This window comes from Micromonospora sp. NRRL B-16802 (genome assembly GCF_001279555.1).
In the GTDB taxonomy this organism is placed as follows: domain Bacteria; phylum Actinomycetota; class Actinomycetes; order Mycobacteriales; family Micromonosporaceae; genus Micromonospora; species Micromonospora profundi.
In genome coordinates, this window is record NZ_LGEB01000064.1 from 63,578 (window position 1) to 85,972 (window position 22,395).

Here is a 22,395-nt window from a genome sequence, read left to right on the forward strand (position 1 = left end):
CCTGACGAAGGAGATCACCATGCAACCTCGGCTCGATCAGAACGCCACCGCGATGGAGGCGCGGCTGGCCGGCGCGACGGCCACCGGCCGGTCGGCGGACGGCCTGGTCACCATCGTGGTGGGCGGCCTCGGCGACGTCCGTGCCGTGCGCGTGGAGCCGCGCGCGCTGGACCTTGAGGACGTGACCGCCCTGGAGGCGGCCTTTGCGGAGGCGCTCCGCTCCGCCTTCGAGGCCGGCCGCCGGCTGGTCCTGGACACCATGATGGCGGCCGCGCTGGAGCGGGCGTCGGCGACCTGACGGTCAGGCCAGCAGGGCCGCGAGGGCCCCGGTGCTCGCTCGGCGGTGTCGGGTTCGCGGCCGTGGGCGGATGTCGCTGAACTTTGGCCGCGTACGAGCGTCCTCAGAGGGGATGGAACCTATCTTCCCGTTGGGGGTTGCTGGTCGTGGCGGAGACGCGTGTTCTGGTACAGGCGACCGACCCGCTTCTGGCGGTCGGGCTGTCGAGCTACCTGGCGATGCATCCCGACATCACAGTGGTGGAGGCGAATGACCCGGACTCGTTCGATGTTGCCGTCGTGGGGGCCGAGGGCTTCACGGCCGCGACGATCAGGATGCTTCGCCTGACGGCAGTGACTGCGGCGCGGCCCGTGGTGCTCGTCATCCCCGACATCGACGATCTGCAGCTGATCACGGCGGTGGAATGCGGGGTGGTTGCCATCCTTCCCCGTGCTTCGGTCAACCAGGAACGCCTCGTCCGGAGTGTCCAGGCCGCCGAGGCCGGCGGTGGGATCATGCCGCCGCACCTCATCGGCAGCCTGCTCGAGCACTTCCGGCGGCTGCAGCGGGAGGTGCTGCTGCCCAACGGCCTGACCCTCACCGGGCTGACCTCCCGCGAGATCGAGGTGCTGCGGCTGATGGCCGACGGATTGGACACCACCGAGATCGCCGAGGAGATCCGGTACTCCGTACGGACAGTCAAGACGATCATCTACGGGGTGATGGACCGGTACGAGCTCCGTAGCCGGTCACATGCTGTCGCGTACGCGGTGCGCGCGGGTTTGATCTGAGGGCTCGCGCGCAATGAGGCCGGTGCGGATCCTCCGGCCGGACGCTCAGGACAGGAGGCTGGACAGGGCGCGGTGTTCGGCGACCGGGTCTGATTCGGGCACCAGATAGTCGCGGGCGCGGATGTGAGTCAGCAGCTTGTCGTCGGGGCTCACCGCGTAGGTACGCAGGAAGTACGCGACCGCGTCCGTCCAGATCCACCGTCCGTCGGTGCGGAAGCTCAGCGGCACCACCGGGCCGGCGCTCTCGTCGAAGGGGTCGGTCTCGCGCGCCTCGGTGGCGAGCAGCACGGCCCCGCCCTCCAGGTAGTCCAGCACGCGCCGCATCTCGTCGCCGTCGGTGATCGTCGGGCGGTCGGCGGAGAACTGCCCGCCGGTGGTGGGGTGGTAGGCGTCGAAGACCCGGGCGGTCGAGACCGGCTGGGCGTCTGCCGCGGCCCAGAGGAGCGCTGACCGGCCCCGGGCGAGTTGCTGGTAGCGCGGTAGGACCGTCCGATTGTGGAACGCCTCGACCTGAGGATGGGCGACTCCGCTGCTGGCGAGGGCGTCCTGTACCTGTGCGCAGGCTGCCGGTAGGCCGTTGGGATCGCCGCCGACCAGCAGCAGATAGATCGGGACCTGCTGGTCCTGATCTGGTGAGTCCCGACGCCATGCCCGCCAGAGGGCAACCCCGCCTGCGACTCCGCGCGCGGCGTCGACGGCGGCCGAATCCGGCTCGTCCATACGCTCGACGGCCCCGGTCAGGTCGAGGACCAGCGGTGTGACGCCTATCGGATCGGACCGTTCCGGGGCGAATTCGGGCTCCGGCGGTGCCGTGCCGGCGTTCGGCGCAGCGGCGGCACGCCACGCCGCAACCCGGTCGTCAGGCACGAGCGTGGACAGCAGGTCCAGGTCCGTCTCGCGCAACGACATTCGAGGGGTAGCCGTGCTCGTCAGCACCGCGTCGGCCGCCTCGGCGAGCCGTCGCCCGGCGAGGTGGCTGCGCGCTGCGGCGACGGCCGCGTCGGGCATCCAGCCCGCCACGCGCAGCAACAGGTAGTGGAGTTCCAGTAGGCGGCTGTCAGCGGCGCCGGTCATGATGATCTGCTCCGTCCCGATGAAGGGTCACCAGCTGCTGATGGAGCTGAGGTGTTTGCCCGCGAAGTGCTCGGGCCGGGGACGTACGCCCGCGATCAGGCAGGCGATCTCGACCGGTGGCGGCAGGAAATGCCTGTCATCGTCGGTGTCGCGGTAGCGTCCGAGTCCGATTGTCCGCATGAACGGAACGACGGCGTCGGGCTGCTCTCCCTCCGCTGCCGGTTCGCCGCGCTCCAGCGCCTCGTCATCCCAGTAGATCGCCGACGGGATGCCGTCGACGGCCCAGCCGAGGTAGCTCTCGCCGTCGTGATCTCGTCCGCAAACCACCGCCTGGGTGCCGCGCGACATCGGTACCAACTGGTCGGCGCCGACCATCGCATCGAGTCCGACGACCATCACCCAGTCGTCGATCTGCGCCGTGAAAATCCGCTGTTGCTCGCCTGTCGACGTGTCACCGAGTTCCCGGAGCGTCATCGGCGCGACACGGTCGTCCTCGACCTCCAGCCGCGACAACGCTTCACCGGCCGAGATTCCCCGCACCAGCGTGATGGAGTAGGGCGGCGAGTCTTCGTCGTCGGCGTAGACGAGGTTGAACCAGTCGGCAGGCAACCCGCTCCCGTGCGGCCGCACGGGTTTCGCGAGGTCGGCACGCTCGCGTAGGGTCCATTCTCGCTGTAGCTTGTCGAGCCTGGCTGCCTCGGCGGCGCTGCCGCTGCGATAGACCGCCGAGCCGTCCTCCGCCATCAACACGACGTCACCGTCATCGTCGACGACCAGCGCCGACACCGTGTGGGCCATCGGATCCAGGCGCAATCCGGTCCACTTGGACAGCACCGTGGAGTCGGCGCCGGTCCGCAGGATTCCGTCGTGCCCGAGGGTCAGCTCCTCGCCGGGAACGCCGGCCTTCCGTGACCACAGCTGAGCGGTCTGGTCGCGGAAGAGCACAGTTTCCGCCTCTGTCGTGCGGTGTGCGAGCTCGTACCTGCCATTCGGTGAGACGAGGGGCTTGGTCAGGCGCTGCCCGCGGGTCAGGCGGTCGCCGGAGGCCGGCAGGAAATCCGCCAGCGCGGCGTCCGAGAGGAGATCCCTGCTCCAGCGCTGAAAGCCGTCCGGATCCGTCAGGACCAACCGGCCGTCGTTGGTGACCACTGCGGCATCCACCCGACGGTCGACGTCGCCCGAGCGCCAGAGCGGCCGGCCGTTTCCATCCACCAGCCACAGGTAACCTTCGGGCGTCAGCTCCAACCGGCCGGGCCCGCCAACGCCGCCGCCGATCGTCCAGACGTTCTCGGCGCGCGTCCGATCGCGCAGAACGAGGCCGCCGGTATGGCGGTGCTCCAGCGCGAACGCCTCGTTGGCGGACACGAGCGTCCCCAGCGACAGGAACTGCCCAGGTCGGAGAACAGTGAATTCTTCATCGTCCACGAGTTAGACGACGCAGGCGGGCGCACGAGGTTCACGGACCCGCGGTAGTCGACATGGCGGCAGGGAACGACGATGTGTCACTGCGTCGAACATCAGGTCTGCGATCGACGGTCCGAGCCGCGAAGCCCACCGCCAGTTGCAGTGCTCCAGAACCGATCACTGTCGCGTTGAACCGTCGTGACCCCGGCTCGTATTACAGGACCGGAACGGCAGGATGTGGATGGACCGAGGGTACGGAGGCGATGGTGCTGATACGGCGAGCCGTGGCGGCGGCACTGGTGCTGGTCGGGCTCGTCGTGGGTGCCCCAGCGGGGCAGGCGCGTGCGGCCCCCGCCGAGACCGGCCGGTACTACGTGGTGGGGCCGGCGGTCGACGGCCAGAAGGAGTACCTGTACGCGATTGCCCTGCGCACCCTCGGTAACGGCAACCGGTACCGGGAGATCGTCGAACTCAACGTGGGGCGGAAACAGCCTGACGGCGCGACGTTCACCGACGGCCTGGTGCTCGAACCAGGCTGGATGTTGGTGCTGCCCGCGGACGCTAAGGGCCAAGGGGTACGCATCGGCCGGATGCCGACGATCGCCGCTCGATCGCCGCGACCGTCGCCGAGCACGCTGACGCCGAGCGCCGTTCCGTCGAGGCCGGCTCCCCGGTCGGTCGCGCCGTCCACACCGGCCCCTTCGACGGCTGCCCCGTCCACGGCTGCCCCGCCGCCACCCTCGGCCCCTGCGGTGGCGGCCACGGACACCGAAACGATTGCCCGGCCGTGGGACGAGCGGGAGGTCACCACTGATCCCGTCAACCCGCTGCTGGTGCGAGGTGGTGCAGGCGTACTGGCGGTCATCTTCGCGGTGGTGGCGCTGATGCTGCTACGCCGTGCGGGATCACGCCGGGGTGCGCTCGCCCTCACCGACGACGGGCCGTGGCCGCCGCAGCGGCACCACACCCCGACCCCCGCCGAACTCGCCACCGACTCGGGCAACGGTCACGCCCCGTCGCCCGGCGCCCAACAGTTGTCCACCACAGCGCCGTCCACCGCAGCGCCGTCGTCCGCCGCCTCGCGCCCGTCCGCTGGCGCTCCGCCGTCTCCCGTCGCCCAGCCCTCGTCGTCTGCCGTCTCGGCGTCCACGGAACAGGGGCGTTCCGAGACCACGGTGCCCGTCATCACGACGCCGACGCCGTCCGCGCCCCCGACCCCGATCCAGAGCGGTACACGACCAGGTGAGACTCCCGTGTCACCGACCACTTCGGAGCCGGCGACGAATGCCGAGCACCAGGTGCCGGACCCCGTGGCGGCGGTGCCATCGAGCGAGCAGGAGCCAACGCAGGCAGTGATGCCGGAGGTACCGCGACCGACGGTGCCGGGCGGCGACGACGTTCCCTACCTGAGCGCCGATCTGGACAGCGAGGCCGGTCCGATGCGGGTCCGGTTGGCAGGGGTGGCGACGGGCCGTGGTGCAGCGCCCGCGTACGCCTGGCTCGGTGAGCGGGAGCCCGCCCCACCGGCCATCCTCCCGCTGGTGTTGGGCCACAAGGGTCCGTGGCGGCTGCACGTCGACCTCGGTCGGGCTCCGGACGTACTCACTCTCGTGGGGCCCGTCGGTGCCTGCCGGCGTGCGGCGGTGCTCCTCGCCCGGCGGCTGCATGCCGCCGGGATCGGTGTGGCGGTGGTCGGCGCGGCGCTCGGCACGCAGGCCCCCGGCGGCGGCCGGGTCCTGGACGCCCTGCCGCAGCCGCCCACGCCGGAGGAGGAGTTGCCGAAGCCGTACGTCGTGTTCACCGCCGGGTTGGCCGCCGGTGACGCGGCCGGCGCGCGGAGCCTCGCAACCACGACGGGCGGACGGTGCGTCCCCGTGGTGATCGGCCCGGTCCCCGGCGGCCGGTGGTCGATTCAGGTCGGGTCGGATGCCGGGGTGGTGGCACCGGACTGAAGTCGGCGCAGCGTGGCTGGCAGCGGCCCGGAGGCTGCACCCGGGCTGCGCTGCCAGGCGCCGTCGCGGGCGTGGTGGACGCGCCGCACCTGGATCCGGTCGTAGGAGCGGCTGCCCAGGATCAGCTCCACCCCGGCCCGGTGCAGCGCGTCCGCCCGGGTCCGCACCGAGGTGAGCGGGGCGAGCATCGCGGCGGTGGCGCCGACGTCGACGGTACGGCTCCGGGGCACCCGCACGTCGACAAGCAGTCGGCCCTGTCGCGCCGGTGGTGGTTGCCGGTACAGCCGCAGCCAGCCCTTGGGGAGACCGCGTGACCGCACCGGCAGGAGGGCGTACGCCTTCCGAGTGCCGAATTCGGGCCAGCGGCGTACGTCGTTGGGCAGGCCGGCTGTCGAGCGGGCGGTGGGCGCTGACCGGATCCGCACCGTCGCGTCGTACGCGTCGCCGACCGGCAGGAGCCAGCCGATGCCCTCCGTGCGGAACCCTCCGACGGCGCGTACCCGGTCCAGTCGGGCCGCCGGCAGCAGGTAGGTGTCCGAGGTGCCGAGGAGGTACTGCAAGCGGGCCGGCACGTGTGATCGCAGCGTGGCGACCGCTATCGCGCCGCCCGGCTCGATCCGTACCCGCAGCAGGTCGCAGCCCTCGGGCGCGGACCGGGGGTCGAGGAAGGCGATCAGGAACAGTTCGGTGCTGGGCATGCCGTCGGCGACCACCTCGGCGGGGTCGCCCGGTGTCCGGACGAACGCCTCGAACGTCTCCGCGTTGACCTGCTGGCCACGGCGCAGCCACGGCGGACCGTAGTCGGACGCGCGCCTCCGCTCGGTGACGAGCGCGGGGCGGGACAGCGGCGGGGTCAGCACCGCAGTGGGTGCGACGGCGGGCGGATCTGGCGCAGTCGGTTCCTTCGACGTGCCGATCGTCGTCTGTTTCGTCGGTGCCGCGTCTGTCACGCGGCCGTTCGCCGGCGTTCCGTCCGCAGCCTTCCGGCCCGCCTCCGGCGAGCCGTCGACGCCCGCCGGCGACCCGCCGGGGTCCTGCGCCGACCCGTTGACGCCTGCCGGCGACCCGCCGACGCCCGGCGCCGACCCGACCGCGCTGGACGCCGGGTCGTTCGGCGCGGTGACGGCCAAACCAGCGGCGACACCATTCGCGACGGTCAGCGTGACCCGCTCCCGGCTGAGCCGGGACACCAGCAGCCCGTCGGGGGTGGCGTCGAGGGTCGCCGGGCCGTCGGCGTACCTCGGCCGGTACGCCCGCCACGGCGCGACGGCGCCCGCCGCGTCGAGCGCCCGCAGGTCCCGGTGGTCGTCGATCAGCTCCGCGCGCCCTCCCGGCGGCGGGGTCCAGACCGTGGCGCCGGTCGTCTCGGCCAGCTCGATCGTCTGCTCGGCGAGCCGGGCCTGCTCGCCGGCATCGGAGGGCCAGGTTAGCCAGAGCCGCAGGTCGGCACCGTAGAGGGGAAGGTCGCCCACGAGGGCGGCGAGCTGCCGGCCGCTGTGCACGCCCTGGGTACCGCTGTAGTTGCCCACCAGGAAGCCGTCGGCGCGGGCCGTGACGGCGATGGTGACGATGCCCTCGGAGACCAGGCCGAGCCGGTGCGCGGTGGCCCGACGGGCCACGAAGTCGGCCCGGGTCGCCAAGGCGAGCCCGTCGGCGAGCGGCAGGCGTACGACGCCGGTGCGGGGGCGGACCAGGCCCTCGTCGAGGGCGAACCAGCCGGGCAGGTGGGTGGCGAGGTCGGGTGGCTGGAGTACGAGCCAGTCCATCGGCTGTCGGGTGACCCGGTGCAGCGGCACGGCGTGCAGGGGACCGGCGCTGGTCGCGCTCGCGGTGTCGGCGCCGTTGACCCGGTGGGCGGTGTGCCGGATGTCGGTGCCCTCCGGGCTGACCAGCACGTCGTGACCGAGCAGCCCGGCCACCTCGGTGAAGAGGTCGGCGTGTCGGGCGCCGTCGTCGGTGAGGATCCGGACGTCGTCGGCGGCGTCACCGGTGCGCCGTACGAGGTCGGCGATGGATCGGGCGTCGAGCAACCGGTTGGGATCGGTGGGCACCATGAGACGGCCCTTCGGACCTGGGGCGAGCCACAGGTCGAAGAGTCCGGCGACCCGCCGGTGCCGGCGCGGGTCGAAACGCCGGGTCGCCGGAACCCGGTCGATATCCCTGCTCGCCACCGCCCTGGCGGTCCGTCCGAGTGCTGTCACCGCCGCCCCGCCTTCGTCCCCACTGGATCATCGTCGTGATGTCACCACTGTGCACAGCCGGCGAAACACGCCGTCTACGCGAGTCCTGAGAAGATCGTCTCTCAGCCCTCGCCGGTACGCTCGGCCGACCTCATGACGAGGTTCGTCGGGGCCTGGTTCAAATTGATTTGAACTAACGCGGCGCGAATCCGCAATAGACGGTGGAACGCGGCGACGTTCATGGCCGTGGTGACTGAAGGAGGACACCCAGTGCTGGCGAAGCACCCCATCCTTGCCCGCCTGCTCGTGGTGGTGATGACCGGTTGCGTGCTGTTGGCCGTACCCCGGCTGTCGGCGGCGAACCCCACACCCGACAACCGGCCGTACGTGAAGTACTACGTGGTCGCGGCCCAGTTTCAGGGCCAGCCGGAGAATCTGACCGACATCGCGTGGCGGCTGCTCGGCAGCGGCGAGCGATCCGATGAGATTTATCACCTCAACACCGGACGGGTGCAGCCGGACGGTCTCCGGCTGACCGACCCGGGAGTCCTGACCGCCGGCTGGTATCTGGTGCTGCCCTGGGACGCCGCCGGTGAGGGGGTCAAGTACGGCCAGCTTCCGCCCGCACCGGCGCCGACACGGACGGCACGTCCCGGAGGCACCACGAAGCCAGGTGGCACTCCGAAGCCCAGCGGCAGCCCGTCGCCCACGGCGAGCCCGACCAGGGGCAGCCCCGGACCCGGAGCCACTGGCGGCACCCAGAAGTGCACCGCCGCCGCCGGGTCCAGCAGCCGCTCGGACTGGGCGCAGCTGCGGATGGCCGCCGACAGCGCGTGGACCCTTACCCGGGGCAACGGGGTGAAGATCGCGGTGGTCGACACCGGTGTCGACGCGAGCCTCCAGCAGTTGAGCGGCCGGGTCGCCGTCGGGGCGGACGTGACCGTCGGCAACGGTCGCGGCGACACCGACTGCGTCGGTTCCGGCACCGCGATGGCGGGCATCATCGCCGCTGACAGCAGTGTCGACGGCAGCCCGGTCGGGATCGCCCCGGACGCCACGATCCTGCCGGTTCGGATGGTGGGTTCCGGGGCTGCCCGGGCGGCCGACGCGGCGACCGCCATCGAGGTGGCGGTGAGCGCCGGAGCGTCAGTCGTCGCGCTCGGCTCCCACGTGGACCTGGCCGCTCCCGCGGTCGCGGCCTCGCTGACCACGGCCCTCAACCACGACGTGCTCGTGGTGGCGGGCGCACCTACCAAACCGGCGCCGCTGCCGTCCCCGGGCACTGGGGCCGCCGGTGGCGCGCTGCTGCTCACCGGCGGGGTGGGACCGGCCGACCAGTTCGCCGACGAATATCTGGAGGGGACCGTCGAGGTCGTCGCACCTGGTGTCGACGTGGCGAGCCTCGGCACCGGCGGCAGGGTGACCGGCCGGACCGGTACCGGACTCGCTGTCGCCTTCGTGGCGGGGCAGGCGGCACTGATCCGGGCGGCCGAGCCCGACCTCACGGCGGCCCAGGTCAAGGAGCGAATTCTCGGCACCGCCGATCCGCTCGGTGGACAGGACCCGCACCCCGCGTTCGGCGCTGGGATGATCAACCTGGCTACGTCGGTGGCGGGCGCTCTTGACAACAAGGGTCCGGTGTCCACCGGGCAGGAGAGGCGAGGCTCAGGCGCGGCGATCATCGTCCTGCTGGGCCTGGCGCTGGTGTGCGGAGTTGGTGTGGTCTTCGGCCTTCGGATGCGCCGGCGCCGCTTCGCCGGCTGATCGCCTCGCCACAGACGCCGGTGCCCGGCGGCCGCCCTTTCGGGACGGACCGCCGGGCACCGGCTGTTACGAACGATCCCTGCTGGGGCGGGGCTACCTCTGGCTGAACGTCTGCTTCGGGTTGAACACGCAGATCCAGATCATCATGGGTGCGCCCGGCGCGTGGCCGTCGACGTCCAGGCACTTGTCGGTCGCCCGGTTGAAGAGTGAGCGACGTCCATTGCTCTCGATCCACTCCCACTTCTGGGCGGGCACGGCCGTGCAGTGGGCCGACTGCACGGGAGCGCCGTCGCGCTTCTCGCCCCAGGCGACGTCCAGGCAGAGGCCGTTCGCCCGGATGGTGCCGTCGGACGAGAAGGACCACCACTGGTTCCGTACCTCCTGGCACTTGCGCACAGTGGCCCGAACGCCGTCGCCTTCGCCGCCGCTGAGGCAGAGTCCGGTCTCCTTGCCGACGATCTGCTTGGCGCCGGCGGGTCGGACCGGCGCTGCCGGTGCCTTGGTGGGCTCGTCGGGCCGCTCCGGCTGCGCGGGCGGCACCGGGGGCCGGGGGTTGGCAGCGGTGGCGGTGGGGGAGGGTGACAGGGACGGTGAACCGCCGGGCTTCGGCGGCACGACCGGCTTGGTGGGTGCCGTCGGCTTCAGCCGGGAGTCGAGGGCGTAGAACTCGGTGTTCTCCCGGACGGTGCGCAGGAACACCTGGGTCGGGCCGTCGAACTCCCCGCCGGTCTGCCGCACTGTGGTGGGCCCGTTGCGGAACGCGGCAAGCGCCAGCAGGTAGGGGTCACCTTCGATGCCGCTCAGCTCGTTGCGCAGCGCGCACATCACGGTGCCGACAGCGGGTACGGCCACCTGCGGGTCCCAGACCGACCCTCGGGCCGGGCCGTGCTCCTGCCAGACCTCGGGCAGGAACTGCGCGATCCCGCGCTGCCCCTCGTCGCCGAGCATGTTCGGGTCGAAGCCGGACAGCGCCATCACCTGGCCGGCGACCGCCGCGGGCGGGACCTCGGGACAGGCCGCCCCGGCGCGGACGACGAGCGGGACGTACCCCTCGGGGACCGCCCTGGGCTGCTGCGGCTTGTTGTTCGGTTGGGGCTCGCCGGCCCCACCGAACGGCACGAGGTCCGCGTAGAAGGCGGCGTACCCGCTGGCGTGGTCGACATAGTCGACGGCGCTGGACGGGACCCCCTTGGCCTTGCGTACCTCGTCGATGCCGGCGTTGAACGCCGCCAGCGAGAGCCGCCACGGGTCGCCGTCGATCTTGGTCACCCGGACCTGGCCGCTCAGATCGCACATCTTGTGAGCCAGGGCGAGGATGTTCGCCGCGCTGTCCGAGCGTCGCGCACCTGGCCACGGCACCCAGGCTTCCCATGCGGCGTCGTCCAGGCCGGCGATGCCCCGGCCGCCGGAGGCGGTCTTCCGGGCGCGACCGTCGAGCCCGGACTCGGCCATGAGCTGGCCGGCGAGCCGGGCCGGTGTCAGGGCCGGGCAGGACCGGGCGGCGGATCGGATCGTGGTCAGCTGCTCGTCGGTCACGGCACGGCCGACGAAGTCGTCGTCCTGAGCCGAGGCGACTCCCCAGCTGACGGTGGCGACGACCGCGGACAGCACCGCCAGGCCGGCGACCACACCGGCGGCCGCGCGTCGCGAGATCGGGCCCAGTCGGCGCAGGGGGGAGGGCTGATCGGATTCCACGGGGTATCCCTTCCGGTGTTGGCATCGCTGTCTCGACGGGCGGGCGATGCCCTCGGTTCACCGGCTCGTGTGCGGATCTAACGAAAATCTTTTTTCTGCTGGGGTATTGAACCGAGGGGCATGCCGAGCCGTCAACGCAGCAACCGCCGGCCCGCGTTGTGTGTCACACCGCAACACCGCCGACGGCTGACCGTCAGAACCTTTGATCGGAGTTGATGAATGCTGACTCGGCGCAGGATGCTCCGGATCGGACTTGCCGGGGCTGCCGTGGTCGGGGCACCCCTGGCGGCCGCACCGCTGATCTCCCGGGCACACGCCGCGGACGGGCTGCCGTTGACAATCGTGAACAGCACCGGCCGTTTCGACAGCGCCGCGATCACCATGTACGTCGTCGGCACCGACCAGGCGACAGGCCGGCTGGGGTACGTCCGCGAGAGCGGCCGGTTCACCCCCGCCAACCCGGCACACAACGGCCCGGACGGCTTCGCCGACATCGGGATACGGCTTGACGCCTCCGGCACGACAAGCTTCGTGCTGCCCAGGATGTCCGGACGGATCTACTTCGCGATCAACGGACGACTGCCGTTCACTGTGACCGGCGGCGGTGACGGCCAGCCGGGGTTGCAGTACCCGGTGGGCTGGGCGGAGGGCGACCCGGCGTTCGGAGTGCTGCACGACTGCTGCGAGTTCACCTACAACTCCTCCGTGCTGGCCTGCAACACCACGACAGTGGACATGTTCAGCATCCCGATGGCGATCCGGCTTCGCGGCAACGACGAGCAGGTCACCGGCAAACTCGTCGACGGTGGACGCGAGGCGATCTTCGCGGAGCTGTCCCGCCAGCCCGGCTACGAGCGCCTCGTCATCGGCGACGGGCTGCGGATCATCGGGCCGGGCAAGGGCATCGAGACAGGCCGGTTCGACCCGCGCTACTACGACAGCTACGTCAACGAGGTGTGGGACCGCTACAGCCGTACCGAGCTGCGGGTGCACACCCCGTCCGGCACCCGCCGGGGCCGCGTGGTCGACGGGCGATTTGCATTCGACGGCGGCGTGCGAGCCTTCGACAGGCCCTCGACACTTGATGTCTTCTACTGTGCCGGCGCTCTCGGCATGACCGGCGACGAGGCCGCCAACCAGGTGGCACGGGTCCTCGGCGCCGGGTTCAACCGCTCCAGCCTGGGCCAGAGCGACCATCCCACCACCAACCGCAGCGCCTTCTACCAGCATCCGATCACCAACCACTACTCGCGGATCCTGCACCGGAACGCCGCCGACGGTAAGGCGTACGGGTTTCCGTTCGATGACGTGATCGATGACGCTTCCTACATCCAGGACACCTCGCCCCAGGAGATGACCATCACGCTCACTCCGTTCGGCGGAGGACAGGTGAACGTGCCACAGCCGCAGGCCAACGAGACGATCGTCGTACCGCCGGTGGTGGCGGCCGCGGGCGCCGCACCGGGTGCCCGGCAGGTGGGCAAGGAAATCGCCGCCGCGAGCTTCGATCGGCAGCACGGGGTCCAGACCGAGGCGTCCAGCGAGGGTGGCGAGCACATCGGCTTCCTCGCCAACGGTGACTGGGCCGGCTACCGAGGGGTCGAGTTCGGCGGTAAGCCGGTCACGCAGTTCCAGGTGCGGGTCGCCTCCGGGGCGCCGCACGGCGTCTCCGGCCTGATCGAGGTACGCCTCGACGCCCCGGACGGTCCGCCGGTGGGCTCGATCGCGGTGGCAGACACCGGCGGCTGGCAGAGCTGGACGACGGTGCCGGGCACCCTCGCCCCGGTCACCGGCACACACGACGTCTACCTGGCGTTCGTCAGTGGACAACCGCAGGAGTACGCGAACGTCCGCTGGCTGCGGTTCGGCACGTGAGCGCCACCGCCCTCATCGACGCCGACCGGACAGACGAGCGCACCGGCGGCGGGCGGCGGCCCGCAATCGGCAGTGTCGATCCACGACCGCGTGAGCCCGTCGGACGGCGTCTACAGTGGGCGTCTCCGGCATCCGGCTATCCTTTCCCTCAGGCTGTGATCGACGTTGACACGTCGGCGCGACCGTACGGGCACACCCCGTACGTGAGGGGGAGGCGTTCTGTGTCGGCGGTGCCCAACGAAGCGCTGGGATCTGAGGTCGTCAGCGACACCGTGAGCGGGCAGACCTCTCCGGATGCCCTGATGCGGTGGATCCACGAGCAGTACCGGGCGCCCTTGCTGCGGTTTCTCACCCGGCTCGTCCTCGGCCAGCACGAGCTGGCCGAGGATCTGGTGCAGGAGACATTTCTGCGCACCTGGCGCAATTTGGAGACGCTGGCCGCCGATCCGCGGCGGATCGCCCCGTGGCTCTACACCGTCGCCCGACACGTGGCGATCGACGCGATGCGTGCCCGGCAGGCCCGTCCGCCCGAGGTCGCCATCCCCGACCTGAACCGGCTCTCCGTCGCGACCGACGACATGGACCGGGTGGCGTCCGCACACACCGTCCGGCTGGCGATACAGCGGATCTCCCCGGAGCATCGCGCGGTGCTGATCGAGATGTACTACAAGGGCGCTTCGGTCGCCGAAGCCGCGGAGAGACTAGGAATTCCGGAGGGTACGGTAAAGTCCAGGACGTACTATGCGGTGCGCGCGCTGCACGCGGCAATTGGTCCGATCGAGTCGTCCTGATGTCATCTCTCCTGATGCCTCGTCGCCCCGTGTCCTCGCCAGACCTCCGGCACGGAGGTTGTCGCGTGTGGCATTCCGCCGTTCGCGGTGCTCTGGGTCCGAGATGGGGGGCGTGATGCGAACCGGCGAGGAGAACCCGACCGCCGAGCACGCCACGCTTGCCCGCTATCTGCTCGGTGCCCTGGACGAGCCCGAGCGCGTCGCGTTCGAGGCGCACCTCGCGGGCTGCTGGGAGTGTCTGTCCGCGGCGGGGGACATGGGGAGCGTGACCAGCGCCCTCCCCGAGTTGGACGCCGCCGACTGGGAGGCGTTCGCTGCCCTGCCGCCGGAGGTCGTGCTCCCGACCGAGCCCGCTACGTCAATGGTCGTGCCGCCGGCCACCGGTCCGGCCCTGCCGCCCGATGGCCTAGCGGTCGGCGCCGCAGCTGACCCGGTCGGCGCCGCAGCTGACCCGGTCGGCGCCGCAGCTGACCCGGCCGATGCCGCAGCCGACTCGGCCGATGCCGCAGCCGACTCGGCCCGCGCCGTCGTCGACCCGGTCGAGGCCCCAGCCGTCCCGGCTGAGCCGCCTTCGGACGGCCCTCCGGCAGAGGTGACAGTTCCGACGCAGGCCAGCGGCAGGGCTGACGTGGCCCGCCGCACTGGCAGCCGCGGCGGCGCCGGTCCACGTACCGTCGGATCGGACCGGCCGTCCGGGAGCCGACCGGGGCCGCCGGCGGGGTCCGACAGCCGCCCGGGTCGGCCGCCGGGCGACCCACGGCGTCGCCGGCTCAAGCTCTGGGCCGGGGTGGCCGCCGCGGTGCTGGCCGTCGTCCTTGCCGGCGGTGGTGTCGTGGCCGGCCTGGGCCTCACGAACAGCGACGTGGTGCTCACCGCGAACGGGGAGGCGCCTGCCCAGGGCGTGAGTCTCGCCGTCACGATCACCACCGACGAGGACAGGTCCAGCATCAAGGTCACCGCCATCGGTCTGCGTCAGGGCCTGCGGTACCGCCTCTTCGGCGTGACCCGGGACGGCGCCACCCACGTGATACGTGACTGGACGGCGTCGTCCGGGCCGCAGGAGGTGAGCGCCGAGCTGTCGCTGCCCGTGAACGACCTCGCGTTCGTCACGGTGGGGCTTGCCGACGGCACAGCGATCGTCACCGCCCCGATCTCCCGCTGACCGGCGTTCGGGGCGGCTCCACGGATCGGGCTGAACCGAACGCCGGTGGCAGCCGTAGGGCCTCCGACGGCGATGACCGAGGCCCACCGGAGGTGTCCGTGCCCGAGCAGAAGCGAGCGACCAACCCACACGTCGAGCGGCTGGCGCTGAAGATCGTCGAACAGGACCTGAACCGGATCGCGCGGGAGGCTCACGCCCGCTCGCCCCACCTGGCCCACAAGTGGAGCGACGCGAGGATCTTCGTCGACGACAAACAGCGCAAGCTCGACCGTGGAGGCCCGCTCCCGCCCGGCGGGGGGAGGCGGCGCGACCGAGAGCCGGCACCGGATGACGACCTGGACCCGTCGCAGGCGCAGTGGCAGCCGGAGCCCGCCCACCACCAGGGCGTGGAGAGCAGCTTCGGAAGGCTGGTACGGGAGCTGTGGCAGCTGATCGACGGGTCGTCCGCGGACCGGACGGCGACCCAACCGGCGTGGCAGGGTCCACCACAGGCGACCCCCGGAGCATGGCAGGCGGCACAGGGGCCGTGGCAGGCGGCACCGGCTCCGGTCCCGACCGCTACGCCGTACGGGCTGCCTCTGCACGATTCGCCGATCGGCGGGCAACTCACGTCCGAACTCGACGAGGCGGTGCTGCGCAGCCAGCTCACCGAAGCGGTCGACTCGATGCTGAAGGAAAGCCCCGCGCTGCGCGAGCTGTACGACCGGGTCGACCTGCCCACTGTGTCCCAACTCCTCAAGGGCCGCGCGGACGGGGTCGAGGCGACGCCGGAGCGGGCCGAGACAGGGCTCGACCGAACGCCGGCCGAGCCGACGGTCGCGGACATGGCAGCGCTCACCAGCCCGAACCTCGGCCGGTCGCACTCCTCCCGGAGTGGGTCGGAGGTGTCGGTCGCGAGTGTGGCCTCTCTCCGGTCGTCCCCGGACATCACGCGGGCAACGCCTGCGGTCTCGCCGAGCAGCCGGCAGCCGAGCATCGCCACGCCGGGCCGGCGCCTGGCGCGTGGCTAGTGCCCTGACCGCGAACGTGCAGGCTGTTCGTTGACACGCTGTACCGATACCTGCGGACGTCGCGGCTCCCTTGACCGGCAAATCACTGCTTTACTAGGGTCCTAGTAAAGCAGTAAGGGGCAACCGTGTTCGTCTTCCGGCTCGACACCCACTCCGGCGTGCCGCCGTACCTGCAACTCGTCCAGCAGGTCCGCCAGGCGGTGCTGCTGGGCTTCCTCCAACCCGGTGATCGCCTCCCGCTCATCCGCGAGGTGGTCGAGGACCTGGCGATCAATCCGAACACCGTCGCCAAGGCGTACCGGCAGATGGAGCAGGAGAACCTCGTCACCGGGCGGCCCGGCCAGGGCACGTTCGTCAACGAACAGCAGTCGGCCGCGATGTCGGCATCGACGTACACGTCGCTGCGCCGCGGCCTGGCGACGTGGCTGCGCCGCGCCTACGCGGCAGGCCTCGACGAGCAGGCGGTCAACGCGCTGTTTACCTCCGTCCACCAGCAGACGAGGAACGAGGACGTGGCGTGACAGAGACCGAGTTCGCGCTGCGCACCGACGGTGTGGGCAAGCGGTACCGGAAGGGCTGGGCGCTGCTCGACTGCACGCTGTCCCTGCCGGCGGGCGGCGTGATCGCCCTGGTCGGGCCCAATGGCGCGGGCAAGACCACGCTGCTGCGCCTGGCCGTCGGGTTGCTGGCACCGAGCACCGGCACGGTGGAGGTCCTCGGCCACGACGTCACCGCCAGCACCCCGCAAACGTTGTCCCGGGTCGGGTTCCTGGCCCAGGACCACCCGCTGTACAAGCGCTTCACAGTCGCCGAGATGCTCCGTTTCGGCCGGGCCTGCAACCTGCGGTTCGACAAGGGTCTGGCCGAGCGCCGGCTGGCGAAGCTGGGCATCCCGCTCGACAGCAGGGTCGGCACGCTCTCCGGCGGGCAGCAGGCCCAGGTCGCGCTGGCGCTGGCCCTGGCGAAGCGGCCGGACCTGCTTGTCCTCGACGAGCCGGTGGCCAGCCTCGACCCGCTGGCCCGGCACGAGTTCATGCAGGTACTCATGGGCGCGGTGGCCGAAGGCGGGGTGACGGTCCTGTTTTCTTCCCACGTCGTGCACGAGTTGGAGCGCGTCTGCGACCACCTGGTCGTGCTCAACCAGGGCCGGGTCACACTCACCGGTGACATCGACACCCTCCTCGGCGAGCATCGGCTGCTCGTCGGCCCGCGCACGGCCACCGACCTCGACCGGGCCGGCACCGTCGTCCAGGCCGTCGACAGCGACCGGCACACAACAGTGCTGGTACGCGACGGCGCGCTACCGGCCGCGCCCGGGTGGCAGGCCCAGCCGGTCGCGCTGGAGGACCTGGTGTTGGCGTACCTGCGCCGGCCGTCCGAGCCGAGCGTCGCGGTCACGTCGGGGGTGGCGGTATGACGTGGTTGATCTGGCGCCAGCACCGGACCGAGGTCTGCGTCCTGGGTCTGCTCGTCGGCATGTTCGGCATTGTCCTGCTCGTGCTCGGGACGCAGGCCCACGACCTGTTCCCCGGCGGTCCCGCCCGGTGTGCGGGAGAGGCCGGCATCAACGAGGCCTGCGCGGCCTCCTTCCGCCGTCTCGACGAGGAGTACGGGTACGTCGAGAACCTCCTGGCGGCCTTCTATCTGGTCCCCGTCGTCATCGGTGCGTTCCTCGGTGCGCCGCTGCTCGCGCGCGAACTGGAGGACGGCACCTGGCAGCTCGCCTGGACGCAGGCCGTACCGCGGATGCGCTGGCTGGCGGCCAAGCTCGCGGCACTGGCCGGCGTAACCGTCACGCTCACCGGGATGTTCACCGCTGTGCTCACCTGGTTCCGTCAGCCATTCGACGCGTGGGAAGGGCGGTTCCAGTACGATGCCTTCGACCTGGAGGGACTTGTTCCGGTGGCGTACGCGCTGTTCGCGTTCGGCGTCGCCACCGCTGCCGGGGCGATCCTGCGGCGCAGCCTGCCCGCGTTCGGCGTCGCGTTCGGGGCGTTCCTCGCCGCCCGGATGTCGGTGGCGCTGTTGGCCCGTCCCGCGTACGCCACGCCTCTCACCACAATGGAGCCGGTCCCCGTCGGCGGCTCGACGGACCAGGCGGGGCACCGGCCCGTGCACAGCTTCGCCGACTGGGTGATCGAACGCGGCTACGCGGACGCCACCGGGCGCAGGCTGAGCGGGGCCGAGTACTACGAGCTGGAGGACGCTGCCAACCGGGCCGGCACCAACGTCAACCAGTTCCTGCGTGCGCGGGGCATCCAGCAGTTCGGGGTCTACCACCCGGCCGACAGGTTCTGGACGTTCCAGCTCATCGAGGCCGCCCTGTTCGTCGCCGTCGCGGCGGTCCTGATCGGCGTGGTGGTGTGGCGGGTGCGGCGCCGCATGATCTAGTGCCTTGACCACAACCGTGCACGGTGTTTGTTGACACGCTCTGGTCGGGGCACTGCCCGCGCCGTCCTGCGGCCTCCCGTCCCCCTCGGCCGGGAGGCCACCGGCGGGACTCAGTACGGCTCGACGTGCGGGATCTCCTTGGCCCGGTGGGCGCCCGGCTTACACCCGGCGAACGGGCCGGACGGGTCGCGCAGCGTGCTCATCACCGGACCGAGGTGGTCCCGGTGCCAGTTCGCCGGCCCACTCAGCCCGGCGTTCGGGCCGGTGAGTTCCTGCCACGCCAACCACAACCCGTACAGCTGGGCGATCGCCTCGGGGTGCAGCCACCACCGGGAACACCAGGGTGCTGTGGAGGCGACCTCCCGGGCGTAGACCGGCACGAGCAGGTGCCGTACCCACATCGTCAGCATGCGCAGCGCCTCGGCGTACTCGTCCCCTTCCAGGTAGAGGATGAACGGCGGCTTCCTCGGCGCGGGCGCGCCCGTGGCCGGTGGGGCCGGTTTCCCGGCCGGCTGCGCGGGCTCGGCGGCCTGCTGCTGCTCCTGTGGTGACAGCATGTCCTCTCCTTCTCGGGTTGTCGGTGCGGTGACGGTCAGCTCGGCGCGGCGAAGTTCTGCGTCCAGTACGGGCCGTCCCCGGTGTCGGCCCGACCGATCCCGATCTCGGTGAACGCGCAGTTGAGGATGTTCGCCCGGTGGCCCGGGCTGTCCATCCAGGCAGTCATCACCGCCTCCGGCGTCGACTGGTTGTACGCGACGTTCTCCCCGTAGGTGCGCCACGCGTAGCCGGCCCGGTCCAGCCGCTGGCCCACGTCGCTGCCGTCGCTGCCGGTGTGCGACATGCTCCGGTGCTCGGCCTGGTCCTGGCTGTGCCGCTGCGCCGCGGTTGTCAGCTCCGGATCGCTCTGGACCGGCGCGCAGCCGGCCTCTGCCCGCCGGGCGTTGACGAGTTCGAGGACCCGGCCCGCGGCGGCGGCGCTGTCGCCACCGCCCGCACCGTCGGAGTCGTCATCGGCGTCGTCGTCCGCGTCGCCTGAGTCGTCGTCCTCGTCGGTGGTCGCCTCCGGACTGGGGCCGGTGGTCTGCGGCGTGCTGTACGGCTCGCCGAGGAGCCCCATGTACTGGCCGAAGTACGCTCGTACCTTGGCGACGTAGGCCCGGGTGTTCGTGCTCGGGCTGACCCCGCCGGCCTCGCGTACCGCGTCGATTCCGTCCTGGTACGCGGACAGGGTCAGGTCGAGAACGTTGCCGATCACCTTCCCCTCGTCCAGCAGGGTCTGCACCTCCTTGGCGAGCGCGCACATGTACTTCGCCTGCGCCATGATCGAGTCTTTCGGGTCCTCCGGGCGGGTCTTGTCGTTGTCGTCGGCGTCCTCGCCGTACTTCTCGAAGATCTCGGGGTCGAGCTGGGAGATGCCCACCTTCCCGTCCTCGCCGACCTTCGCCGTGTACCACCCGGAACCCACCTGGATCTGGGCGGCGATGACCACCGGACCGATCTGGGTGCACTCCTTGCCGGCGTCCTCGATGGTCTCCGACAGGGACGCCGGCACCTGCTCGGTGTCCAGTTCGCCCTTGCCGTCTCCCCGTCCCGCCTCGATGGACTGTCGGGCGGCGTCCTGGACGTCGATGTCCGGCCCGCCGCCGCTTCCGCTGAACCCACCGAAGAGCCAGATGAGCAGGATCAACGGGAGCAGCAGGATGTAGAGCGCGCCGACCACGACGACCAGGGCGCCGCCGAGGGCCAGCGCGATCGGGCTGGACATCAACGCCATGCCGCCACCGATTGCCGCGCTGATCAGGGCGATCCGGGTGCCGCTGCTCTCCCCACCCGCACTGGAACCACTCACGTCGCCTCCCGTCCTCGGATCGCTTGAAAAATCTGGAACTCCTCTTGAACCGGGGCGTCGGGCGCCCCGTAGAGGCGTCCGTCAACGAGCCGGACGGCCGCACAACGGGGCCGAGGGCTGATCGGTTCAACCCCGGTCGCGACAGATCAGATCGGGATTCACGAGGAGGAGGTGGATGGCATGGTGCCCGCGACGATGGCCGGGCCGGCATCGCGTGTGCCACCGGGATCGGTGTCCGCGCGCACACCCGGTCACAGCCCCGAGCCGCAGCCCCGCCGCTACCTGTCCGATGAGGGGATCGGCTGGATCGCGGCGCACGGAGGCGCCGGCACGACGACACTGGCCCGGCTCCTCGGTGGCACCGACCTCGGCTGTCGATGGCCGGACGCGGCGTTGGCCGAACCCGCCACGGTCATGCTCGTCGGCAGGACCAACGCGGAGGGGATCCGGGCCCTCTCGCGGGCCCTCAACGCGCTGCGCGAGGGTCGGCACCCACCGGGCATGCGGTTGACGGGCCTGGTGCTGCTCGCCGACGCCCCGGGCCGGCTTCCGATGGCGCTGTCCCGCCGAATCCGGGTGCTGCGCTCGGTCGCCCCGGTGCACAGGGTGCCGTGGGTGCCGGAATGGCGTCTGGGCCGCCAGGCGCGTACGACGCCGAAGGCGGTGCTGCGGCTGGCCGCGGCGGCCGGTCTCCGTTCGGACACGCGGGGGAGACCGTCGTGAACCTCGATTTCGAATCTATCCGCGCGGCGGATCCGAGCCCGTTCGTGCCGCCGCCCGGCTACACCCCGGTCACCGAGGCGAACGACCTGCTCGGCCTGCTCGCCTGGTGTGTGACGGCGGCCGCGATCGCAGGTCTCATCATCGTCGGCATCCAGATGGCCTTGCAGCTCAACCGGGGTACGCCGGGCGAAGGCGCCGAGCACTTCCGTGGCCTGGCCGTCGTCGCGCTCGCCTGCGTACTCGGCGCCTCGGCCGGTCCGCTCGTCTCGTTCTTCGGCGACCTCGGTCTCTGACCAGTCGCCGCCGGTCGACCGGGAGTTCCCGGATCGCCGATCGTCCTGATCCGCTAGTTCTCCACAAGGAGTTGTTCCGATGTCGATCACCAGCCTCGCCCAGTCCGTCGCCGTTCACGTGCTCACCCGGCTGCCGATGGAGCCGGCGCCCGGAGGCGGTGGCGTGGTCAACCCGACGCCTGCCGCCCCCACCGCACTCTCCAACCTGGTCAACAAGCTGCTCGGGTTGATCGCCTGGGGCGGTACCGCCGCCGGGGTGGCCGGAGTGCTGATCACCGGCACGATGATGGCGATCTCGGTGAAGCGCGGCGAGAGTTCCGAGCACATGTCCCGGCTCGGCCTCGTCCTCGGCGGATGCATCCTCATCGCCGTCGCCGGCCCGGTCGCGAACTACTTCCTCGGCAGCGGCGGCGGTGGGGGCGCCACCCAGGGTGGAGCCCAGTGACCGGCGCCGACCGAGGGTGGTCCGAGGGCGGCAAACCGCCCTTCTGGACGGAACGGGGGTGGATCGTCTCGGCGGTCTTCCTCGCCGGAGCGGTACTGCTCTCCGGGATGGTCTGGATCGCCGGGCTGGGTGGGGACGACAGGTCCAGCCGGAGCGATCAGGCGGCAGCGGAGTCCGCGAGGCAACCGGTCACGCCCTGCCCGGGAACCTCCACTGTGGCGTCGGCCCCGACGAAACCACCCACTGACGTGTCCTGGCGGGCCGTCGACATCGGCTACCAGGTGCCGGTTTCGGCCAGCCAGGGACCGCTGCGCATCGAGGGCGGTGTGCTGCGTTGTTTCGCGCACACTCCGATCGGTGCGGTGCTGGCGGCGCACATCATCCCTGTGAAGTTGGACGGTCCCGACTGGCGGACCGTGGCCGACCTGCAGGTTCTGCCAGGCCAGGGCCGGGAGGTGTTGACCGCCCGGCTCGACCGGGTGGTCAACAACAACCGCCGTGGTGGGGGCAACTACGCCGGCTACGCGGTCGACGCGTACACGCCGGAGGCTGCCACCGTGCAGCTGCTCGTGCACGGCGCCGGGTCGTACATGGCGAGCCGGATCGAGCTGCGCTGGGACGACGGCGACTGGAAGCTCGCGCCGTCGCGGGTCGGCGTGGTGTTCGAGTCGATCGGCACGATCGCCAGCAGCCGTGGCTTCAGTGTGTGGAGGCAGTGA

General features: G+C 71.3%; 21 protein-coding genes. 15 read left to right on the forward strand and 6 right to left on the reverse strand.

The window, feature by feature from the left end:
* Nucleotides 1-19: 19 nt before the first annotated feature.
* Together ADK66_RS17175 and ADK66_RS17180 are read left to right on the forward strand one after the other, a co-directional pair.
* A complete protein-coding gene (locus ADK66_RS17175) occupies nt 20-298 on the forward strand; it encodes a YbaB/EbfC family nucleoid-associated protein (RefSeq protein WP_053656492.1) in 279 nt (92 codons plus the stop codon).
* Between the two features lie 146 nt (nt 299-444).
* The gene (locus tag ADK66_RS17180; protein WP_053656900.1) at nt 445-1,068 is read left to right on the forward strand and encodes a response regulator transcription factor; all 624 of its coding nucleotides are present in this window, start codon (nt 445-447) and stop codon (nt 1,066-1,068) included.
* Between the two features lie 45 nt (nt 1,069-1,113).
* Here the strand turns inward: ADK66_RS17180 and ADK66_RS17185 are convergent, their stop codons facing one another.
* Both ADK66_RS17185 and ADK66_RS17190 read right to left on the reverse strand, forming a co-directional pair.
* Nucleotides 1,114-2,142: a hypothetical protein gene (locus ADK66_RS17185; RefSeq protein WP_053656494.1), complete on the reverse strand. Its 1,029-nt coding sequence runs from the start codon at nt 2,140-2,142 to the stop codon at nt 1,114-1,116.
* A 27-nt stretch (nt 2,143-2,169) separates the two neighbouring features.
* Complete coding sequence (locus ADK66_RS17190) at nt 2,170-3,567, reverse strand: DUF6461 domain-containing protein (RefSeq protein ID WP_157552602.1); 1,398 nt, start codon at nt 3,565-3,567, stop codon at nt 2,170-2,172.
* 245 nt (nt 3,568-3,812) lie between these two features.
* Between ADK66_RS17190 and ADK66_RS17195 the strand changes: the two genes are divergently transcribed.
* The gene (locus tag ADK66_RS17195; RefSeq protein WP_157552606.1) at nt 3,813-5,498 is read left to right on the forward strand and encodes a hypothetical protein; all 1,686 of its coding nucleotides are present in this window, start codon (nt 3,813-3,815) and stop codon (nt 5,496-5,498) included.
* Here the strand turns inward: ADK66_RS17195 and ADK66_RS17200 are convergent.
* Entirely contained in the window at nt 5,459-7,699 is a 2,241-nt protein-coding gene (locus ADK66_RS17200; RefSeq protein WP_231640071.1) for a hypothetical protein, read from the reverse strand. The genes ADK66_RS17195 and ADK66_RS17200 overlap by 40 nt on opposite strands.
* Before the next feature lie 249 nt (nt 7,700-7,948).
* Between ADK66_RS17200 and ADK66_RS17205 the strand changes: the two genes are divergently transcribed.
* Entirely contained in the window at nt 7,949-9,442 is a 1,494-nt protein-coding gene (locus tag ADK66_RS17205; protein WP_053656500.1) for a S8 family serine peptidase, read from the forward strand.
* 93 nt (nt 9,443-9,535) lie between these two features.
* On the opposite strand, the gene ADK66_RS17210 is transcribed toward ADK66_RS17205, so the two are convergent.
* Nucleotides 9,536-11,137, reverse strand: coding sequence for a ricin-type beta-trefoil lectin domain protein (locus ADK66_RS17210; protein WP_053656502.1), 1,602 nt, complete (start codon nt 11,135-11,137; stop codon nt 9,536-9,538).
* 237 nt (nt 11,138-11,374) lie between these two features.
* Here ADK66_RS17210 and ADK66_RS17215 point away from each other — a divergent pair, with 237 nt between their 5' ends.
* The 7 genes from ADK66_RS17215 to ADK66_RS17245 all read left to right on the forward strand — a co-directional run bounded on the left by ADK66_RS17215 (nt 11,375) and on the right by ADK66_RS17245 (nt 18,366).
* Nucleotides 11,375-13,012, forward strand: coding sequence for a beta-1,3-glucanase family protein (locus ADK66_RS17215; protein WP_197281552.1), 1,638 nt, complete (start codon nt 11,375-11,377; stop codon nt 13,010-13,012).
* A 230-nt stretch (nt 13,013-13,242) separates the two neighbouring features.
* On the forward strand, nt 13,243-13,803 hold the full coding sequence (locus ADK66_RS17220) for a sigma-70 family RNA polymerase sigma factor (protein WP_231640072.1): 561 nt from the start codon (nt 13,243-13,245) through the stop codon (nt 13,801-13,803).
* A gap of 115 nt (nt 13,804-13,918) precedes the next feature.
* The gene (locus ADK66_RS17225) at nt 13,919-14,965 is read left to right on the forward strand and encodes a zf-HC2 domain-containing protein (RefSeq protein WP_053656505.1); all 1,047 of its coding nucleotides are present in this window, start codon (nt 13,919-13,921) and stop codon (nt 14,963-14,965) included.
* Between the two features lie 98 nt (nt 14,966-15,063).
* Nucleotides 15,064-15,975, forward strand: coding sequence for a hypothetical protein (locus ADK66_RS17230; protein ID WP_157552609.1), 912 nt, complete (start codon nt 15,064-15,066; stop codon nt 15,973-15,975).
* A 125-nt stretch (nt 15,976-16,100) separates the two neighbouring features.
* On the forward strand, nt 16,101-16,496 hold the full coding sequence (locus ADK66_RS17235; RefSeq protein WP_053656509.1) for a GntR family transcriptional regulator: 396 nt from the start codon (nt 16,101-16,103) through the stop codon (nt 16,494-16,496).
* A complete protein-coding gene (locus ADK66_RS17240; protein WP_053656511.1) occupies nt 16,493-17,392 on the forward strand; it encodes an ABC transporter ATP-binding protein in 900 nt (299 codons plus the stop codon). Before ADK66_RS17235 ends, ADK66_RS17240 begins: the two co-directional genes overlap by 4 nt.
* Nucleotides 17,389-18,366 (forward strand): ABC transporter permease subunit, encoded by a 978-nt coding sequence (locus tag ADK66_RS17245; RefSeq protein ID WP_053656512.1) that lies wholly within the window; start codon nt 17,389-17,391, stop codon nt 18,364-18,366. The genes ADK66_RS17240 and ADK66_RS17245 overlap by 4 nt, the downstream gene beginning before the upstream one ends.
* A 110-nt stretch (nt 18,367-18,476) precedes the next feature.
* On the opposite strand, the gene ADK66_RS17250 is transcribed toward ADK66_RS17245, so the two are convergent.
* Together ADK66_RS17250 and ADK66_RS31480 are read right to left on the reverse strand one after the other, a co-directional pair.
* Nucleotides 18,477-18,923, reverse strand: a complete 447-nt coding sequence (locus tag ADK66_RS17250; RefSeq protein WP_082377505.1) for a DUF4913 domain-containing protein — start codon at nt 18,921-18,923, stop codon at nt 18,477-18,479.
* Between the two features lie 35 nt (nt 18,924-18,958).
* On the reverse strand, nt 18,959-20,215 hold the full coding sequence (locus ADK66_RS31480) for a CAP domain-containing protein (protein ID WP_157552613.1): 1,257 nt from the start codon (nt 20,213-20,215) through the stop codon (nt 18,959-18,961).
* 180 nt (nt 20,216-20,395) lie between these two features.
* On the opposite strand from ADK66_RS31480, the gene ADK66_RS17260 reads away from it, so the two are divergent.
* The 4 genes from ADK66_RS17260 to ADK66_RS17275 all read left to right on the forward strand — a co-directional run bounded on the left by ADK66_RS17260 (nt 20,396) and on the right by ADK66_RS17275 (nt 22,395).
* Entirely contained in the window at nt 20,396-20,938 is a 543-nt protein-coding gene (locus ADK66_RS17260; protein WP_053656514.1) for a hypothetical protein, read from the forward strand.
* On the forward strand, nt 20,935-21,231 hold the full coding sequence (locus ADK66_RS17265) for a hypothetical protein (protein WP_197281554.1): 297 nt from the start codon (nt 20,935-20,937) through the stop codon (nt 21,229-21,231). Before ADK66_RS17260 ends, ADK66_RS17265 begins: the two co-directional genes overlap by 4 nt.
* A 79-nt stretch (nt 21,232-21,310) precedes the next feature.
* Complete coding sequence (locus ADK66_RS32330; RefSeq protein WP_231640073.1) at nt 21,311-21,676, forward strand: hypothetical protein; 366 nt, start codon at nt 21,311-21,313, stop codon at nt 21,674-21,676.
* A complete protein-coding gene (locus ADK66_RS17275) occupies nt 21,673-22,395 on the forward strand; it encodes a hypothetical protein (protein ID WP_053656515.1) in 723 nt (240 codons plus the stop codon). The genes ADK66_RS32330 and ADK66_RS17275 overlap by 4 nt, the downstream gene beginning before the upstream one ends.

Excerpts from the sequence above, each read along its gene's own strand:
- ADK66_RS17175 (WP_053656492.1), top strand. The coding sequence starts at position 20 with ATGCAACCTCGGCTCGATCAGAACGCCACCGCGATGGAGGCGCGGCTG.
- ADK66_RS17185 (WP_053656494.1), bottom strand. The coding sequence starts at position 2,142 with ATGACCGGCGCCGCTGACAGCCGCCTACTGGAACTCCACTACCTGTTG.
- ADK66_RS17215 (WP_197281552.1), top strand. The coding sequence starts at position 11,375 with ATGCTCCGGATCGGACTTGCCGGGGCTGCCGTGGTCGGGGCACCCCTG.
- ADK66_RS17225 (WP_053656505.1), top strand. The coding sequence starts at position 13,919 with ATGCGAACCGGCGAGGAGAACCCGACCGCCGAGCACGCCACGCTTGCC.
- ADK66_RS17245 (WP_053656512.1), top strand. The coding sequence starts at position 17,389 with ATGACGTGGTTGATCTGGCGCCAGCACCGGACCGAGGTCTGCGTCCTG.
- ADK66_RS17250 (WP_082377505.1), bottom strand. The coding sequence starts at position 18,923 with ATGCTGTCACCACAGGAGCAGCAGCAGGCCGCCGAGCCCGCGCAGCCG.
- ADK66_RS17260 (WP_053656514.1), top strand. The coding sequence starts at position 20,396 with ATGGTGCCCGCGACGATGGCCGGGCCGGCATCGCGTGTGCCACCGGGA.
- ADK66_RS32330 (WP_231640073.1), top strand. The coding sequence starts at position 21,311 with ATGTCGATCACCAGCCTCGCCCAGTCCGTCGCCGTTCACGTGCTCACC.